Source organism: Geminicoccus harenae, assembly GCF_019800005.1.
Taxonomy (GTDB): domain Bacteria; phylum Pseudomonadota; class Alphaproteobacteria; order Geminicoccales; family Geminicoccaceae; genus Geminicoccus; species Geminicoccus harenae.
Genome location: NZ_JABGCL010000020.1, coordinates 32,323 through 49,962 on the forward strand (window position 1 = coordinate 32,323; position 17,640 = coordinate 49,962).

Here is a 17,640-nt window from a genome sequence, read left to right on the forward strand (position 1 = left end):
TTCGACCTGGAGAAAGTTTCGCAGATGACCGAGACCCTGCCGCGCCGCGACGAGCCCTATGCCCGGGGCAGGACGGCACTGCTCCTGGTGGACATGCAGCGCATCTGGCTGGAGCCGGGGCTCGACCCCGACCATGCCGACTGGGCCCCTGACCATTACTTCTACAAGATCAACCGCGAGGTGGTGATCCCGAACCAGCGCCGGCTCCTGGCCGCGGCGCGCGCTTCGGGCGTGGAGGTGCTGCACACCATCATCCAGAGCCTGACCGAGGACGGCCGCGACCGCTCGCTCGACCACAAGCTCACGCCGATCCACATTCCGCCGAGCCTGCCCGAGGGGCTGCCGCCGCCGGAGCTGGCGCCGGTGGGCGACGAGATCATGCTGCCCAAGACCTCGTCCGGCGTCTTCAACTCCACCAACCTCGACTATCTTCTGAAGAACCTGGGCATCCGGCACCTGGTGGTGGCGGGCATACTGACCGACCAGTGCGTTGACATGACGGTGCGCGACGGTGCCGATCGCGGCTACCTCATCACCTGCGTGGCCGATGCCTGCGCGGCACCCACGCCGGAGCGGCACGCCACGGCGCTCAAGGCGTTCGGCGGCTATTGCTGGGTGACGGACACCGCCACGGTCGAGGCGCGCTTCCAGGCGCTCGGCATGGAGGCGGCCCGATGACCGACTGGAACACGACCCCGCTCGCCAGCATCGTCACGACTGATCTGGCCGCGATCACCCGCGGCCGGCCGGTGACCCATGACCGACTCGACCGGATCGCCCAGACCGGCGTGGGCTGGGTCCCGGCCAATCTGTGCCTGACCGCGTTCAACGTGATCGCCGACCCGAACCCCTGGGGCTCGACCGGTGACCTGCGGATCATCCCGGACATGGAGGCGCGCTTCTCCACTGACCGGAGCGGGGCGCCGACCCTGTTCGACATGGTGATGGGCGACCTCACCGAGCTGGACGGCACGCCCTGGTCCTGCTGCCCGCGCAGCCAGCTCAAGGCCGCCCTCGCCGCACTGCAGGAGGCCACCGGCCTGCGCATGCAGGCGACCTTCGAGCAGGAGTTCCAGCTGGCACCGGCCGATCCGGCCACGCCACCCGGCCATGCCTTCTCGTTCGGCGCGCTGCGGGCTGCCGATCCGTTCGCCCCGCGAATGATGGCCGCCATGGAGCAGGCCGGCATCGAGCCGGAGATGGTGCTGGCCGAATACGGCCCCCACCAGTTCGAGGTGACCCATGCGCCGGCCGACGCGCTGGCCGCGGCGGACCGGGCGATCGCGATCCGCGAGATCGCCCGCGAGGTGGCGCTGCATCTCGGCCGGCGGGCCAGCTTCACGCCCAAGCCGGAGCGCGGCGGCGTCGGCAACGGCGTGCACATCCATTTCAGCTTCCTGGACGAGGCAGGCCGGCCGGCCATGCACGACGCGGCCGGACCGGGCGGCCTGTCCAAGGTCGCCCTGGCGTTCCTGGCCGGCGTGCTGCGCCACCTGCCGGCATTGACGGCACTCACCGCGGCGAGTGTCCCTTCCTACTACCGCCTGGCCCCGCACAACTGGAGCGCCTCCTACACCTGGCTGGGCGAACGCGACCGCGAGGCGACCCTGCGGATCTGCCCGGCGGTCCGGATTGGCGGGCGGGACGTCGCCCGGCAGTTCAACGTCGAGTATCGGGCGGCCGATGCCACCGGCAATCCCTACCTGGCGCTGGCGGCACTGGTCCGGGCCGGGCTCGCCGGCATCACCGAGCGGCTGGCCCCTCCGCCGGTGGTCAGCGGCGATCCGGCCCTGATGGATCCGGCCGAGTGCCATCACCTGGGCCTGCACCGCCTGCCGCTCTCGCTGGAGGAGGCGCTGGCCGCGTTCAAGGCCGATGCCACCGTGACCGGCTGGTTCGGGCCGGCACTGGTCGAGAGCTACCTGGCGGTCAAGCGTGCCGAGATCGCCCGGCTGGACGGCCGGGACGAATCCGAGATCTGCGCGATCTACCGGGCGCTCTACTGATGGCGGACGGATGGACGATGGGTGAGGGGCCGGCCGTGGATGCCGGGCCGCAGAACCCATCTCAGGACTGGCCGGAGCCGGTGGCCGTCCTGAACGAGGCCGGCAGCTCGCCCACCGTCCTGATCTGCGAGCACGCCTCGCGGCACCTGCCGGCGGAGTATCGCGGCCTGGGCCTCGGACCCGCCGATCTGGAGCGGCACATCGCCTGGGACATCGGTGCCGAGTCGGTTACGCGCGGCCTGTCCCGAGCCCTGGACGCGCCGGCCTTTCTCGGCACCTATTCGCGCCTGCTGGTCGACCTGAACCGGCCGTTCGGCGTGCCGTCCAGCATCCCGGTGCGTTCGGAAGCCACCGACATCCCCGGCAACCGCGACCGGCCGCCGGCCGAGATCCTGCGCCGGCGCACCCGGATCTTCGAGCCGTTCCACCGCCGGGTCGCTTCCTTCTTGGACCGGCGCCGGGAAGCCGGGCTGCCGACCCGGATCGTCACCATCCACAGCTTCACGCCGGTGTTCCTGGGTGAGCGGCGCCCCTGGCATGCCGGCATCCTGTTCGACCGCTCGGAGGAACTGGCACTCCAGGTGGTGGGGGCGCTGGCGAAAGACCGTGCCCTGGTGATCGGCACCAACCAGCCCTACCAGGTCGACCGCGAGACCGACTACGCCCTGCCGGTCCATGGCACCGACCGGGCGCTGCCGGCGATCCTGGTGGAGATCCGCCACGACCTGATCCGGGACGAGGCGGGGGTGGCGGAGTGGGTGGAGCGGCTGCGCGCGGCCCTGGAAGAAGCCGTGTGAACGAGGCGCGGGCAGCGTCATCCATGATGTGGTGAGCCGCAGGGAATGAGCGGCTGTTACAAGAAGGGAGCCTTCATGTCGGACCGGAACGCGGCGATTGCGGCCGTGCAGGCGCAGATCGATGCCGAGCGCGACTGGCTGGTCGACCTGACCAGCCGGATGGTGCGGGTGCCGACCGTCAACCCGAAATTCGAGACGGACCCGGCAATCAACCGTGAGGCCGAGCTGCAGGCGCTGCTGGAGCCGATCCTGCAGGAGGAAGGCTTCGCCACCGAGCAGTGGGACGTCCTGCCGGGCCGGCCGAACTTGGTGGGCGAGCGGCCAGGCACGGAGGAGCGCAGCCTGATCCTGTGCGGCCATATCGACGTCGTGCCGGTGGGCGCTGCGTCGGACTGGACGGTCGACCCGTTCGGCGGCGAGGTCAGGGACGGCCGGCTCTACGGCCGGGGTGCCATCGACATGAAGGGCGGGGTGGCCGCCTGCATCGCGGCTACCCGGGCGATCCGCCGGGCCGGGCTGGAACTGGAGGGCCGCCTCGCGCTCCACGCGGTGGTCGACGAGGAGGCCGGCGGCTTCGGCGCCATGGACGCGGTCAAGCGGGGCAAGCTCGCCAAGGCGGTGCTGGTCGCCGAGCCCACCTGGGGCGACGTGCTGCCGGCCGAGGGCGGGCTCGAATGGGTGCGGGTCACCATTCGCGGCCGCACCGCCCATGCCGGCTGGCGCTACAACGAGATCTACCCGCAGCGGCACACAGGTGACCGGCTGGAGCCGGGCGTGAACGCGATCGACCTCGTCAACCGCTTCATGCAGGCGCTGCGCCACTACGAGAACGACCGTGGCCGGGCCAAGGACCATCCGCTGGTGCCGGTCGGCCTCAACACGATCAATGTCGGCGTGATCCAGGGGGGTGCCGGGCTCGGCGAGAACGGCCTGCCGACGATCATGACCAACCCGGCGATCATCCCCGACGTGGTGGTGCTGGACCTGGACATGAAGTTCCTGCCGAACGAGAGCTCGGCCGAGGTCCGCCGCGACTTCGAGGCCTTCGTCCACCACTTCGCCCAGACCGATAGCTGGCTGCGTGATCATCCGCCCACCGTGCAGTGGGAGCTGGGCGGGCTGCATTTCCCGGCCTTGAACACGCCGGTCGACCACCCGCTGGTCAGCTCGCTGGTCGAGCACAAGACCAGGCTCGGCAAGGCACCCGAGATCCGGGGCTTCGTCGCGGTCTGCGACGCTGCCCATTATGCCGGGGCAGGGGTGGATGGCGTGATCTTCGGCCCTTCGGGCGACGGCTTCCACGGCGTCGACGAATATGTCGACCTCGCCTCACTGGTCGAGGCCACCAAGGTGATCGCCGGCGCGGTCATCGACTGGTGCGGGGTGCGCTGACCGCTGCAGCCTGCCGGCCGGCGCTCAGTCGCCGGCCGGCACCAGGCGCGTGGCCTGGGCGAGGTCGCCCTCGAACCAGAGCAGCGGGCTGCCGCTGCCGGTCATGGTGACGGAGAGGACCTGGCCCACCAGGATGCCGTGGCTGGCGCCGTCATGGACGGTTTCCAGCGCGCACTCGAAGGCGACCAGCGCATCGGCCAGCACCGGTACGCCGTGCTCGCCCGCCACCCAATTGCCGGCGGCAAAGCGCGGCTCGCCGCTCTCCGCGAAGCGGCCGCCGAATCGGCTGGCCAGCTCGCCATGCTCCGGGCGGAGCAGGTTCACCGCGAAGCGGCGATTGCGCAGGATCGGCTGGAAGGAATCGGAATCGCGGTTGATGCAGGCGAGCAGGGTCGGCGGGTCGGCGGACACCGAGGTCACCGCGGTCGCGGTCAGGCCGAACCGGTCGGGTGCTTGGCCAGTGGTCACGATCGTCACGCTGGCCGCCAGGCGGCGCATCCCGTCGATATAGGACACCCGGTTCACGCTCACCCGTTTCTCCCGCCCGTTCACGCCCGCCGCTCGCGCCGGTGTCCTGCGTTTTCCGCCGATCGGCAAGCAGCGCGGCATGCCCGGAGCCGCAACCTTGTGGCAGGACGGGCGTTCCTGAAACCCTGGCGGGCTGCGGCCAAGGGCGGCGGGGCCCGGGCAGGCGGGGAACTGGACGATGACGGACCTGGTGCTGGCCCGGGCACGGATGGTCGAGCGGCAGCTCAAGGGCCGCGGCATCACCGACCCCCGCGTGCTGGCCGCGATGGCAAGCGTGCCGCGGGAGGCGTTCATCGCCGAGAGCCAGCGCGACGCCGCCTATGTCGACGGCCCGCTGCCGATCGGCGAGGGCCAGACCATCTCGCAGCCCTTCGTGGTCGCCATGATGCTGCAGGCGGCCGAGCTCCAGCCGGATGACCGGGCGCTGGAGATCGGTGCCGGCTCGGGCTATGCCGCCGCGATCATGGCCGAGATCGTGCGGGAAGTGCACACGGTCGAGCGGCACCCGCGCCTGGCCGAGATCGCCCGGGCGCGCCTGGAGCTCATGAAGTACCGCAACGTCCAGGTCCACCTGGGCGACGGCTCGCTCGGCTGGCCGGACGCAGCCCCCTTCGATGCGATCATCACCGCCGCCGGCGGGCCCGTCGTGCCCGCCACGCTCAAGCGGCAGCTCGCGATCGGCGGACGGCTGGTCATGCCGGTGGGGCCGGGCGGCGAGCAGTGCCTGCTCAAGCTCACCCGGCAGAGCGAGACCCACTTCCGCGAGGAGGACCTGGGCGCCGTCTGGTTCGTGCCGCTGATCGGCGCCGAAGGCTGGCCGACCCCGTCCACGACCGGAGCGGAGCCCGATCCTTCCGGCTGAAGGCCGACCGGCAACCTCGCCGGGTGATCGTCAGCCGTCGTGCTGGTAGACCTCGACCGGCGCCAGCGTCCGAAAGCCGATCCGCTCGTACAGCCGCCGGCCCTGCTGCGATGAGATCAGCAACATGCGTCGCGCACCATCCCGGCCTGCCCTGGCGGCCATGGCCGCCATCAGCGTCTCGCCCAGCCCGCGGCGCCGGAATGCCGGCTGGGTCAGCACGTGGTCGACCACGTCCAGGTCAGGGTCGGCCCAGCCGAACCGAGCTGCTGCCGCCGGCTCTCCCTGGTAGTCGGCACGGATGAAGGCAGCCTGGGCGCGATCTGCCGGATCGTCCGGGATCGGCGCGAACAGCCCCAGCCGGTTGAACGCCGCTACCGCCTCGGGACCCTCCATCTCGGCGACCTCGACCTTTGCCGCTGCCCCGGCAGCGAGCGGAAGGTCGGCTGCCATCAGGTGCTCGTCGACCAGCTTCTGCATCGACGGGCAAAGAACCGGCAGGTGGGCGATGGCCTCGGCGCCGATCACCGTCAGCCACATGCCCGCCTCCAGGGGCAACTGCCGGCGCCCCGTGCCCCAGTAGAAGAGCTCCGCCGACCGGCCCATCGGCACCCGGTAGCGGACCACGGCGAGATCGTCCGACAGGTCGATCTCGGAGCCGGCATTGCCGCGGGCGTTCAGGTAGCCTTGCAGGAACTGGAGGACCTGGCGCTGCATGCTGTTCCGTTCTCCGCCGACGAAGCCGAACCTCCAGCCCCGGGCAATGCCATGGATGCCTGGCGTGCCGGCAGCTTGCCACCGCAGCGAGTATGCGGAAATCCCGGGAACGTCACACTGCTGGCTGCGGCCACATCTCGATCGGCCGGTTCAGGTGACGCCATTCGCCAGAGCCAGGGCCAGGGCCAGGGCCAGGGCCATGGCCGGCCGATGTTCAACCGCCTGCTACCGCATCGAGCCTCAACCACTGAAGGCCGATGCCGAGCTGGCGTGCGTCCGTGGACAGGCCGAGCGACAGCGGCGATGTCGCGTTCGGCATGCGGAAGACGATGGACATAGGTTCCTGCTCTCTTGCGATCTCGGCGGGAATTATCGCTGTGCGTTCACCGCGTGCGTCTGCGAGAGTAAATTCCCACCTCCCGACGAAGCGTCCGTTCACCAGGATCTCGATCTCCTGGCGGGACAGCTCCTCCGCCACGAAGCTCCATGCTTGGGCCCGCAGCTGCAGGGGAGCGTCTGTCTCAAGTCGAACCGGCAGGATCAGTTCCGCCTCCGATGCATTGGAAAAGGTGCCATCGAGGTCTGGGATCGACCAGCCGCTGGCGCGATAGGGTCGGCTCGTGTCGTGGTCGGGGGAGAAGCCGAGAAGCTGCCCGACCTGGTAGGGTGGGACCTTGGCAGGCACGGCCAGACCGAGGCCCAGTGATTGGGATCGGACGATGCACTCGCCGGCGCAGGCCGAGCTCGTGGTCAGCACATAGGTCTGGCCGGGTGTCGATCGCTTGCAGACGCGTTCCGGTGTGAACATGACGGCCAGATGGGGGGCTTCGACACAGGTGCGGATGCCCGCGCGTTCGAGATCGAGCACCAAGCCGGTCACGAACACCCAGTGCTGGTGGTCCTCGAACTCGATTCGGACAGCGTCGTCTGCCCGGTCATGCAGATCCTTCACCACGCCATCCGACAGCTCACGAAGCCCGGCGACGTGCTGATTTGGGGTAGTGAAGGCCCCGTGGAACGCCAAGCCAATGCCAAACGCCGCGACGACGATGCCGACAGACTGAGAGGCCCGGCGCATCGCCCCCTTGATCCCGGCAGCAATGGCGATAGTGACCACCGCCAGCGGCGCGCCGAGATAGAATTGCGCGATGAATGGGTAGAGCGGGCCTGGGGCCCGCCACGCATAGAAAGCCAGCAGCAGCGTCATCAGCGCCGTCACAGCAACCACGTGCAGCACGACGGCCCGGGCTTCCCTGTCCCGGAACATGACCACGCTGCCGACCGCCGCTGCGACCCACAGGATCGGCGAGACCGAGCTTATCGCCAGGTCGGAATAGGCAGGCAGGGCAGGCTTCCAGAACTGCAGAACGAACGCCGCAACCTCGCCCACGGAAGCCCCGCTCTCGGGCGTGATTGCCCGGGTGACGTTCCAGAGCATGACGAGGTTGCCTGGCGGATTGATCACCATGTCCAAGAGCAGAGGTGCCACGAATAAGGCGATGACCGTGGCCGAGATTGCGAACGGGGCGGCCGGAAGCCCGGCTTGCCTGGGGTCGTGCCGACGATACTGGATGGAGCCGCATGCCAGCGCCAGCAGCCATGGCAGCCCGACGAACGGAACCAGCGGCCAATAGCCATGGACGAGCGCACCACCGCACAGGCTGGCGGCCGGCAGCATCCAGAGCCGTCCCTGTGCCGTGCCAGCCAGCAACAGGATGAAGGCCAGGAACGGCGCAACCAGCTGAAAAGGTATCCAGGGGTGAGCAAGGATGCCGACACCATTGTCCTGGACCAGCAGGACGAGAACGGTGGTGGCGGCGACAGCGACGGCGGCACCCCGGCGGGTGTCCAGAAGCGCCGCCACGGCGGACGCCGCGATCCCGACGAAGAACGAGCTGGTGGCGATGACTGCCAGCAGATGGGCGCTGTAGGGGCTGGGCAATCGATGCCCGCTCAGAACCTCGGCGAGGTGGCGAAGATAAAGGAAGAACGGTCCTGGGTGATTGAAGCCGAAGCGCGAGTAGTGGCCGACCAGCAGCCAGTCATGCCGTGCCCGTTCAATCAGCAGCATGTCGGCGGCGATGTCACTGTGAGGGGCCGTATCCGATACCAGGTAAATCCAGTTGTGCCATAGAAGTATGAGAAATACAGATAAAGACGTCAGTAGCCATATAGAAACTTGCCGAGCAATCTGTTCCGCGGAGCTTAGTTCATGATTTGCAAGATGGTACTGTGGGTTCTTCTGCAACCTAATGGAAATTGCCAAAAGTACCCTCCTGCCTGAGAAGATGGCTTGCGGCCAAGCAGAACCATCCTATCCGACCGGGCTTCGTGGGCATAGATCTTCACGCCAGAAGGTTGTGGCACCGATTCAATGAAAGGTGATCTCCAGAATGACGCCGGTGCCGGCCGCGAGTGACGGACATGACCTGATGGTCATTTTAGAAGCGGCTGCCCGTCACTTTCGATGAGCCGGCGGAAAGCCCTCCCTGGTCAGACAGCGGCAAGGCCGGCACCGGCTTCTGCCGGCTTGTGGATCAGGAAGGTGTTGGAGACCCAGATCTGTGGCGCGCCGGTCATGTTGTCGGGCTGGACCTCGATGAGGCGCAGGCCGTGGCGCGCAGCGAGATCGAAGATCACGCGTTGCGGTACGCAGTGCATCTCCATGGTCTTTCTTCGCTGCACGTGGCGGTATTCCTGCTCGATGAAGGAGTAGTCCGCGCCATAGGTCGGCACCTGGAAGTACAGGATCCCGCCCGGCTTCAGCCCTTCGAACGCGGCCTCGAGGATGTCGACGATGATCGGCGGCGGGTTGTGCTGGAGCACGATGATCGAGAAGAACAGGTCGACCCCCTGAAGATGCCTCAGATCCTCGGGCCCTCGCACGAGGACGAAGTCCACATTGGTGACGCCCCGTTCCTTGAGCGCCTTGTGGGCCGCGTCGATGTGATTCTGCGAGATGTCGAACGCCACGACCCGGCGGAAGCGGCGCGCGAGCCACAGGGTGCAGCGTCCCACGCCACAGCCGTACTCGGCGCACACGGTTTCGGGATCGATCTCGAGCTCGTTCCTTGCGAACCAGGTCTCGAGCCGCCGGAGCCCGTTCGCGCCGCTCTTGTAGAACTCCTCCAGGACATCGGCACGGACCATGTTGCGTGCCCGCCAGCGCTCGTCCGTCAGGACCGACCAGTACGGGTCGCTCACCCCGTACTCGGACCATACCTCCGCGACGTGCCGCCAAAGGCCGGCATGTCGGCCTTCGGCGCCGTCGAGGTCGATGCGCAGCGGGCCGCTCGCATCCAGCGGGAAGCGGTCGACATAGTCGTAGACCTTCGCCGCGAATTCCTTCGAGTGCAGGAAGCTCCTCATGACGTCATCGAGCGACGCGCCATTCCTCAGCGACCGGGCGTGATCCTCCAGCCCCTTGCGATCGGGGGCGCGCCGCAGGGCGACCTCGTAGAGACTGGCGACCACCTTCTCGGGGCTGAAGGCCGGCTCGCCCGTCGACTGGGCCGGGATCGTCCCGCCCGCTGCAGAAGCCGGCCTGCCATGGTTCGGCAGAAGATCGGTCGATCCGGAGAACGACCGCCGGAGGAGGTTGATCCATGGCCGCTTGCTCAACTCTATCCCCTTGTACGAGTCTGGATCTGGCGCTTGGGCTGCGCCAATGCCGCCTGATAGACCGCTTCCAGTTTCCTGGCGCTGGACACCCCATCGAACAGCGCACTGCGCGCGATGGCATCGGCGGACATCCGTTCGCGCTGCGTGCGGTCGCGCGCCAGCATCAACATGGCCGCCGTCCATGCCTCGGTCGCCTCCGGATCGAGCAGGAGAGCGGCGTCGCCGCCTACTTCCGGCAGTGAGCTGCTGTTCGACGAGATCGTAGGCGCGCCGAACTGCATCCCCTCGAGAATGGGCAGCCCGAAGCCCTCGAAGAGGGACGGATAGAGATTGGCGTAACAGTTGCGGTAGAGCCAGACCAGGTTCTCGTCCGAAACATATCCCGTGCAGATCACGTTCGAGGCGATGCCCAGCTCTTCGAGCCGATGATGGAAGTCGTTCATGAGCCAGCCTTCTCCCCCGGCGAAGACCAGCGGCATGGCGGGCCCGCCTGCCCGGAGGTAGGCGGCGTAGGCCTCGGCCAGCCGGATCTGGTTCTTGCGCGGCTCGATGGTCCCGACGGACAGCCAGAATGCCCCGGGCTCGACATGCGCCATAGACTTGGGCGCTACGCCCTTGCCGAGCGGCTCGTGGAACCGGGAGCAGGGATGAACCACGGCGACACGGTCTTCCGGGAAGAAGGGGAACAGCTTCAGGAAATGGCGCCTGGATGCGTCGGACACCGCGATGATCCAGTCGGCATAGGCTGCGGCGCGGACGACGCCGTCGAAGCATCCGACGCGATTGGCTTCCGTGGTCCAGTCGGGCTGGATGGTGAACCCCAGATCGTGCAGCGTGTAGACCACGCGGCTCTGCCGGACCTGGGTGGGGCACCAGAAATTGTTCGCGTGAATGATGTCCGGATGGTGCAGCGCCTGTTCGAGCCGTGCAGCGTTCCAGAAGGCGGCGGCACTCTCGCGCGTGAGGAAGCGCGGGCCGTAATGCACGGCGCGGCCGGGATAAGGGTTCCGCGCAGGGATCTTGGGGTCGAGATAGAAATCGCCGAAACTGGGATAGAACGCGTAGCTGTGCTCGGGCGCGACATCCACCAGCGCGCGGGCCATGGCATCCGCGAAATAGCCGCAACCCGCTTTCCCCGCGCCGGTCTGGCTGACATCGAACCCGATATGCATCACTTGCCTTGGATCTGGTCTATTTCTCAGCGCTTGAGGAGCCAGTTCTTCGTCACCTGCCACATGTCGCTGGATATCCCATGGTTCCACCACATCGCTGCCAGCAATGACCTTGCTCCGACTTCCCAGACGAAGCGTCTCGGGTGCTTCGACCGGTCGACCCGTGCCTCGACGACGGCGTGGGCATAGTTGTACAGCCAGGCATCCTGCACCCTGCCGAGAAGCCGCCGCTGCATATCGTTGATTTCCGCATGAACCTTCACGCGGGATCCGAGGGTCTTGTTCTCGGCGTACAGCCGCGAGCCGGACAGCTTCTCTTCCAGGTAGCAGAACCTCGCTCCCATCGTCGCGATGCGAAGCCAGTACTCGTAGTCCATGCAGTAGGTCAGGCGCTCGTCGAGCATGCCGCAACGTTCGACGACCCGGCGACGGAAGAACACGGCGGGTTGGCAGAGGAAGCAGGTGTCCCGCAGGCGGTCGAAATCCCAGGGTTCGGTCGGGTAGGGCTCGAAGGCCCGGTCCTGCACATCGATATGGTCGGCCAAGCCGTACACGACATCGATGTCCGGGTTCTCGTCCAGGACGCGGAGCACCTTCCTGACGGCACCGGGATAATAGATGTCGTCCGAGTTCAGCCAGCCGATGATGGATCCTTTGGTCGCGTGCAGCCCCTTGTTCACGGCGTGGGTCTGGCCACGATCCTTCTCGCTCACCCAGTACAGCCGATCGTCATAGCGCTTGAGGATATCGACCGTGCCATCGGTGCTGGCTCCGTCGAACACGACATGTTCCAGTCCGGGGACATCCTGCTCGATCACGCTCTCCAGTGTCCGTTCGATGAAACGAGCCTGGTTGAAGGACGGCGTAACGATGCTGACCGTCACACGTGAGCCTCCGGGAACAGCCGCAAGCGGTCACTGTCGGAGCGGATGAGCTCGCAGCGCTCGACGATGATCGAAAGCTTCCTGTGGTCCGGGCTGGATCCGAGCCGTGCCGGGACAAAGGAGGGAGTTACCCGGATCCTCGCGACCCCACCGGCGCCAGGCAGGTCGAACCGGAGCGTGCGGCGTTCGCTCCGCTGGAGCGGCTGCGTCTTGATCGTCGTGCCGTCGGAGAAGACGGCCCAGACTAGGACCGCAGGATGGGGAAGCCACTCTGGGGCGAGGACGTCGATCTCGACGGCTCCCGCATCATCGTCATGCGCAAGCTCGAGCAGGATCTCAGCGCCGGCCCAGCCGTCAGGGTGAACGCCCGAAAGACGACGACGTCCGGCGAACGTGTCCAGCGCAAAGCCGAACAGGGCCCAGTACTCGCGCGCCATCGCCCCTGAGTCGGCGAACTGTTCCGCCCGCTGCCTGCCAGCCGTTCTCCAGGCTTCCCGCGCGGCCTCATCCGTGACCAGACGCATGATCGCTTCGGCGACCTCATCCGGGACACGCGGATCGAACAACATCGCCGCACCGCACGCGACCTCTGGCAGCGAGGCGACATTGCTGCAGGCAACCGGTACGCCCAGGGCCATCGCCTCGACCACCGGCAGGCCAAAGCCTTCGAAGAGCGAAGGAAAGATCAGGCCGCGGGCAGCGCCGACGAGTGCCGCGAACTCGGCATCCGCGAGATGTCCGGGGAAGATGACCTTCCCGCCCAGCTGCATTCGTTCCGCCAAATCCATCACATGATCCCGCCGGGGATCTGGCGCTCCCGTGCAGACCAGGCGGACATGATCCGGCAGCCCGCGATGACGAGCCATGGCGAAGGCCGTCAGCAACATTTCGTGATTCTTGTGCCGCCAGAAGTTGGCCGGGTAAACCAGATACTGGTCGGGCTCGAGGCCGAGCATCGTAAAGACCTTGTCCCGATCCGCGCTCGACCACTTGTTCTCGAGCCGGCGCGCCATCCGGTGGTGGATCGTCCGAACGCGGTTCGGGTCAGGCGGGCCATGCGCAAGCACGGCCTCGCGCACATGATCGGAAATGGCCGCGATCGCGCTCGAGAAACGAAAGGAGTTCCGGATCGCCAGGTCCCGGTTGGCTGAATCCTCGGCAGAAAAGAACTGAGGATATACCATGTACTGGATGTCATGGATCGTTGTCACGGTCGGGACACCCGGCTCGTAGAACACCGGCGCCGTAAACGGGCAGAACAGCAAGTCCGCCTTGGTATCCGCAACCGGCGGCCGGACGAAGGTTCCTTTGATCAGGTGCGCCGCGACGTGCGACATGACGACCGCCAGCCTTCTGGGAACGCGCCGGAATATCGCAGCGCGCAGGCTATACAATAACCTGCCCACGCCTCGCTCGCGCTCGATCGCTCCGATACCCGGCACCAGGACACGCTGGACGTTGGGCGCATCGAGATGAGAGAGTTCGTCATGCGCTGCCCGTTGCGTCATCAGGATGAAGCGCGTGTCCGGCGCCAGCTTCGCCAGCTCTCTAACCAGTTCGATCGCGAATATCTTCGCGCCGCCATTCTGTGCCCCGGGCAGGATTGGGGTCAAATCTACCGCAACCGTCTTCAGGCTACGCATTTCGACCCCCTCATAATCATCCAGTATTATTAATGTTGAAACGAATTCTGCCAACCTCGGAAGCGGATTTCTAGCAAAAATCGAACTGTCATCCACAAGATATTCGAAGTGTTTTCTGCCATTGCACCCTAATTTCGGGCAGGATGCTTTCTCGTCGTCCAATTGATTGATGTCGACGATCACGCTGGACCAGCTTTCTCCTGGAAGAGTTATGCCTCCGCCGACCTTCCTGCCATCGCGGGTGGCACTATTTCCATCCACCAATGAGCTTATGCAGCCCGGAGGACAACTTCTTCTGATTATTTTTCACGATATCCAGAACATGAGTAAGGACCTGCTCGATGTTCTGCCGCGCCGCTCGTTCGCTGCCTGTCTCTTCCAGCAGCGCGCGGACCATCTGCTCGAGGTTGCGTCGTGCTGCTCGTTCGCTGCCCATCTCCTCCAACAGTGCGCGGACCATCTGCTTGAGGTTGCGTCGTGCCGCTCGTTCGCTGTCCGTCTCCTCCAGCAGTGCGCGGATCATCTGCTCGAGGCTTTGCCGTGCTGCTCGTTCGCCCCCCGTCTCCTCCAGTAGCGTGCGAACCGTCTGTTCCAGGCTCTGCCATGCTGGTCGCTCCCGCTCCAGCCCTTCAAGCATCTGGCTGAGCTCGGAGATCCGTTCCAGGTGGCGTGCCCGTTCGTTCTCCAGACGTCCCAGCGTCGTCGCCTGCCTCTCGATCAGCGCCAGTGGATCCTCTTCCACCCCGAGCAGCTTGATCGCGTCATCGGGTTGCCTTGCCGCCTTGCGCAGCGCTGCGGCCAGCTTCGGTGCCTCCGGGTGCTCGCGCGTCGTTGCGTCGACAAGGTTCAGCCACGAACGGTAGCTCTCCTCGACCTCGGCTGCGATCTCCTGGGCCCGGGCCGGTCCATGATCGACGATCCCTTCCGCACGAAGCGCAGGAATGAGATCGCCAAAGCCCAGCGCCACGATTCCTTCCTCCGAGAAGATGTCGTGGACGGCCTGCTTCTCCTCGCGGGTGAGGACATCACGCCAGGCCCAGAGGCTGTTCTGGTGGATGGAGCGAGTCTCCAGGATCTTCTGGTCACCCAGGCGGCCCCGGCGACGCTCGAGCTTCTCGGAGATGAACGACGGCGAAGCCACATCCGGATCGGCACCGAGAACGGCCAGCACCGACCGCAGGACCTGCCCCGAATCGGTGACGAGCTCGTCATAAGTGCATGCATGCACCCGGGACGGGTTGCCGGCAGCGAAACGCTCCAGCCTGCGGTAACCCAGCACCAGGTCGAACAACAGCTCGTTGTCCGAGGCAGCCATGGCCGCGGTCAGGTCGAAGTTCCAGGTGGACTTCAAGGACCCCGCAACGGCGAAGGGATGCCGCTTCAGGTAGACGAACTTGCACCTGGGAAAGATCAGGGCGATTTCATCGATGATCTGATAATATCTCGGCGTCTTGTCGACGAATATCCGGCTGTCGTTCTTCTGAAGATACTCGTTGTAGAGCGTCGCTGCGTAGGAGGCTTTCGCGCACCGTACATCCAGGTCGCGGGAAAACTCCAGATAGCCTTGCCCGATCAGCTGGCTTCCGGCCGGATGAAGCGAATGGGCCTTGCCGATCGCCTCCACCGCGAACATCAGCCAGGGCTCGGGGGGCGAAGCGATGTCCGGATGACTGTCCAGCAGATGGGACAGGAGAGTCGTGCCCGAGCGGGGAACACCCAGCAGGAACGCCAGTGACTGGCCATCAGCGTCGATCACGTCGTGACCCGCCTTTCCTGCATCTCATCGTGATCCGAAGGCACCGGCACGGCGTCGGTCACGATATCGAGATGGCATCGCGGCGGGCTCGAGATGTCGACGACGCCGCTCAGGTTCCACCGCATGGACGGAGCGGCAATGACCCGGAACATGTGCGCATCGATGATCCGGTGCAGGACCTGCTGGTTCTCCATCGCATAGGAGTAGGCCCCGGCATTCGCGAAATAGATCCCTGGACGCAGCATGTTGCGAAACCAGAAGGTCACGCGAACCACCGAACCACCTGCTATATACGGTTCGGCATCCGAGACCTCGTGCGAACCCATGCCACCGATCTCGAATCCGCTGATGGTCTTCAGCACCATCCCGAAGTAGACGGCGCATGCCGCATGCGTGAAACGCACCTCGTAGCAATAGCGGTAGGTCTGTCCAGAGGTGATGATATTGACGGTAGCGCCCGTCTTGTCCAGGATCCTGATGTTGTCGATCACGGCGCCGTTGGGCGTGTAGGATACCGTGCTGGCCGGTACCAGGTTCTTGTCATAGTAGGCGCTCGCTTCATGCTTGCCGGGCATCCGTTCGGGCGCATCGTTGTCACCGGCCTGCCCGACTTCGTCGTCTTCTGCATCGTCTTCACGGCTGAACGGCGCGGCGGTTCCAGCCTCGTCCTCGTGCATCGCGAGGATGGCCCGGCGGACCTGTTCCTGTCGGGCAGGCGGCGCGTAGGCCAGGCGCTGGTATTTCGCGATCACGAGCTTGGGGTCGCTAATCAGGATGGATTCGCCGCGGTCGATCAGGATCGCCCGATCACATAGTTCCACGACCGTCGCGCCCGAATGGCTGACGAAGAGAACGGTGGTTCCTCCGGCACGGAGAGCGCCAATCCGGGCAAAGCACTTGCGCTGAAAGGCCTCGTCACCGACCGCGAGCGCTTCATCCACCACGAGAATGTCGGGATCGACATTGATCGCAACGGCAAAGCCCAGCCTGGCGCTCATGCCGCTGGAATAGCTCTTTACCGGCTGGTCGAGAAAATCCCCGATATCGGCGAAGGCAGCGATCTGGTCGAACCGGGCCTTGATCTCTGCCTCACTGAGACCCAGGACCGCTGCATTCAGAAAGACGTTCTCCCGGCCGGTGAAATCGGGATTGAATCCCGAACCCAATTCGAGAAGGGCGGCGATGCGCCCACTGGTATGGACGTTGCCTTCGGTCGGATTGAGCAAGCCACAGATGAGCTGCAGCAGGGTCGACTTGCCGCTGCCGTTCCGGCCGACGATGCCGACGGTCTCGGCTTTCTTCAGCTCGAACGAAACATTCCTCAGCGCCCAGAACTCGCGATAGTACTGCTTGCGCCCACGCCTGAGCATCTGCAGCAGCCGATCATGCGGCTTGTCGTAAATATGATAGCACTTCCCCAGGCCGCTGACCTTGATGGCGACTTCAGAGGACATCAGCAAATCCTTTGCGGGTCTTCTGGAACCATGCGAAGCCCAGGCACGCCACCACCATGCCTGCGAGTAGATAGACCACAAATAGGTCCCAGGACGGCGCTTTTCCCCACATGAGCGCGTCGCGCACCTGCTCCACCGCGGGGGTGAGCGGGTTGATCAGCATCAGCGGCCGGTAGGAGGCAGGCAGCGATGATACCGGGTAAAAGATTGGCGAGAGAAACATCAGCGCCGTGACGAGCACTCCGACAACCTGAGCAACATCCCGAAGGAATACACCCAGAGCAGCAATCATCCATGACAGCCCCATGGTAAACGCAACGCATGGAGCTATGACTATCGGGAACATGAGAATACCCAGGTGCGGCGGCCCTATGATCAAGACATAAAATACCAACCATACGAGAAGATTCACTGCGGCATGAAACAATGCCGAAGCCATGATGACACCAGGAAGAATCTCTATTGGGAACATTATTTTCTTGACCAAATTCGTGTTCATTATGATGAGGTTGGAAGAGCGAGTCAGGCAGTCGGCGAAAATGTTGAATACCAGCAGGCCTGCAAACAACGTCAATGCGAACTCGGCTCGCGATGCGTCGCTGCTTCCCCAGCGAGCATTGAAGACCACACTGAAGACGAACGTGTAGACCGCCAGCATCAGCATGGGCTGAAAAAGAGACCAGAGGATTCCCATGATGGAACCGCGATAGCGTCCTTCCACCTCCCGCCTGGCCAGGACCATGGCAAGATGGCGGTTGCGCCATAGGCTCGCCACCAGCTCGACCGGGGAGGCGCTATAGATCTGCATAAA

The 17,640-nt window shown here is 65.4% G+C and carries 15 protein-coding genes; 5 read left to right on the forward strand and 10 right to left on the reverse strand.

The features are described 5' to 3' along the window. Positions 1–24 precede the first annotated feature (24 nt). The 4 genes from HLA95_RS18090 (at position 25) to HLA95_RS18105 (ending at position 4,195) form a co-directional block, all read left to right on the forward strand. Positions 25–678: a cysteine hydrolase family protein gene (locus tag HLA95_RS18090; RefSeq protein ID WP_191057747.1), complete on the forward strand. Its 654-nt coding sequence runs from the start codon at positions 25–27 to the stop codon at positions 676–678. Further along, positions 675–2,006 (forward strand): type I glutamate--ammonia ligase, encoded by a 1,332-nt coding sequence (locus tag HLA95_RS18095; protein ID WP_191057748.1) that lies wholly within the window; start codon positions 675–677, stop codon positions 2,004–2,006. The genes HLA95_RS18090 and HLA95_RS18095 overlap by 4 nt, the downstream gene beginning before the upstream one ends. A gap of 17 nt (positions 2,007–2,023) precedes the next feature. Continuing rightward, positions 2,024–2,803, forward strand: coding sequence for an N-formylglutamate amidohydrolase (locus HLA95_RS18100; RefSeq protein ID WP_191057749.1), 780 nt, complete (start codon positions 2,024–2,026; stop codon positions 2,801–2,803). A gap of 75 nt (positions 2,804–2,878) precedes the next feature. Beyond that, a complete protein-coding gene (locus HLA95_RS18105) occupies positions 2,879–4,195 on the forward strand; it encodes a M20 family metallopeptidase (RefSeq protein WP_222184078.1) in 1,317 nt (438 codons plus the stop codon). A gap of 24 nt (positions 4,196–4,219) precedes the next feature. Here the strand turns inward: HLA95_RS18105 and HLA95_RS29185 are convergent, their stop codons facing one another. Continuing rightward, positions 4,220–4,726, reverse strand: a complete 507-nt coding sequence (locus HLA95_RS29185; RefSeq protein ID WP_191057751.1) for a flavin reductase family protein — start codon at positions 4,724–4,726, stop codon at positions 4,220–4,222. A gap of 175 nt (positions 4,727–4,901) precedes the next feature. On the opposite strand from HLA95_RS29185, the gene HLA95_RS18115 reads away from it, so the two are divergent. Next, a complete protein-coding gene (locus HLA95_RS18115) occupies positions 4,902–5,585 on the forward strand; it encodes a protein-L-isoaspartate(D-aspartate) O-methyltransferase (protein WP_191057752.1) in 684 nt (227 codons plus the stop codon). Positions 5,586–5,615: 30 nt separating this feature from the next. Here HLA95_RS18115 and HLA95_RS18120 read toward each other — a convergent pair whose 3' ends face one another. The 9 genes from HLA95_RS18120 to HLA95_RS18160 all read right to left on the reverse strand — a co-directional run bounded on the left by HLA95_RS18120 (position 5,616) and on the right by HLA95_RS18160 (position 17,637). Further along, positions 5,616–6,299 carry a GNAT family N-acetyltransferase gene (locus tag HLA95_RS18120; protein ID WP_191057753.1) on the reverse strand — a complete coding sequence of 228 codons (684 nt, stop codon included), beginning with the start codon at positions 6,297–6,299 and terminating at the stop codon, positions 5,616–5,618. Between the two features lie 214 nt (positions 6,300–6,513). Beyond that, entirely contained in the window at positions 6,514–8,370 is a 1,857-nt protein-coding gene (locus tag HLA95_RS18125) for a hypothetical protein (protein ID WP_191057754.1), read from the reverse strand. Positions 8,371–8,792: 422 nt separating this feature from the next. After that, the gene (locus tag HLA95_RS18130) at positions 8,793–9,920 is read right to left on the reverse strand and encodes a class I SAM-dependent methyltransferase (protein ID WP_191057755.1); all 1,128 of its coding nucleotides are present in this window, start codon (positions 9,918–9,920) and stop codon (positions 8,793–8,795) included. A 2-nt stretch (positions 9,921–9,922) separates the two neighbouring features. Next, entirely contained in the window at positions 9,923–11,092 is a 1,170-nt protein-coding gene (locus HLA95_RS18135) for a glycosyltransferase family 4 protein (protein WP_191057756.1), read from the reverse strand. 26 nt (positions 11,093–11,118) lie between these two features. Continuing rightward, positions 11,119–11,976: a glycosyltransferase family 2 protein gene (locus tag HLA95_RS18140; RefSeq protein WP_191057757.1), complete on the reverse strand. Its 858-nt coding sequence runs from the start codon at positions 11,974–11,976 to the stop codon at positions 11,119–11,121. Then, complete coding sequence (locus HLA95_RS28955; RefSeq protein WP_191057758.1) at positions 11,973–13,802, reverse strand: glycosyltransferase family 4 protein; 1,830 nt, start codon at positions 13,800–13,802, stop codon at positions 11,973–11,975. Before HLA95_RS28955 ends, HLA95_RS18140 begins: the two co-directional genes overlap by 4 nt. Positions 13,803–13,866: 64 nt before the next feature. Beyond that, positions 13,867–15,375 carry a sulfotransferase family protein gene (locus HLA95_RS18150; RefSeq protein ID WP_222184080.1) on the reverse strand — a complete coding sequence of 503 codons (1,509 nt, stop codon included), beginning with the start codon at positions 15,373–15,375 and terminating at the stop codon, positions 13,867–13,869. After that, positions 15,372–16,829 carry an ABC transporter ATP-binding protein gene (locus HLA95_RS18155; protein ID WP_191057759.1) on the reverse strand — a complete coding sequence of 486 codons (1,458 nt, stop codon included), beginning with the start codon at positions 16,827–16,829 and terminating at the stop codon, positions 15,372–15,374. The genes HLA95_RS18150 and HLA95_RS18155 overlap by 4 nt, the downstream gene beginning before the upstream one ends. Then, positions 16,819–17,637 (reverse strand): ABC transporter permease, encoded by an 819-nt coding sequence (locus HLA95_RS18160; RefSeq protein WP_191057760.1) that lies wholly within the window; start codon positions 17,635–17,637, stop codon positions 16,819–16,821. Before HLA95_RS18160 ends, HLA95_RS18155 begins: the two co-directional genes overlap by 11 nt. Between the last annotated feature and the right edge of the window lie 3 nt (positions 17,638–17,640).

Bases quoted from the DNA above. Each gene is read 5' to 3' on its own strand.
- HLA95_RS18120 (WP_191057753.1), bottom strand. From the start codon at position 6,299: ATGCAGCGCCAGGTCCTCCAGTTCCTGCAAGGCTACCTGAACGCCCGC.
- HLA95_RS18090 (WP_191057747.1), top strand. From the start codon at position 25: ATGACCGAGACCCTGCCGCGCCGCGACGAGCCCTATGCCCGGGGCAGG.
- HLA95_RS18155 (WP_191057759.1), bottom strand. From the start codon at position 16,829: ATGTCCTCTGAAGTCGCCATCAAGGTCAGCGGCCTGGGGAAGTGCTAT.
- HLA95_RS18100 (WP_191057749.1), top strand. From the start codon at position 2,024: ATGGGTGAGGGGCCGGCCGTGGATGCCGGGCCGCAGAACCCATCTCAG.
- HLA95_RS18125 (WP_191057754.1), bottom strand. From the start codon at position 8,370: ATGCTGCTGATTGAACGGGCACGGCATGACTGGCTGCTGGTCGGCCAC.
- HLA95_RS18105 (WP_222184078.1), top strand. From the start codon at position 2,879: ATGTCGGACCGGAACGCGGCGATTGCGGCCGTGCAGGCGCAGATCGAT.
- HLA95_RS18160 (WP_191057760.1), bottom strand. From the start codon at position 17,637: ATGCAGATCTATAGCGCCTCCCCGGTCGAGCTGGTGGCGAGCCTATGG.
- HLA95_RS18095 (WP_191057748.1), top strand. From the start codon at position 675: ATGACCGACTGGAACACGACCCCGCTCGCCAGCATCGTCACGACTGAT.
- HLA95_RS18115 (WP_191057752.1), top strand. From the start codon at position 4,902: ATGACGGACCTGGTGCTGGCCCGGGCACGGATGGTCGAGCGGCAGCTC.
- HLA95_RS18135 (WP_191057756.1), bottom strand. From the start codon at position 11,092: ATGCATATCGGGTTCGATGTCAGCCAGACCGGCGCGGGGAAAGCGGGT.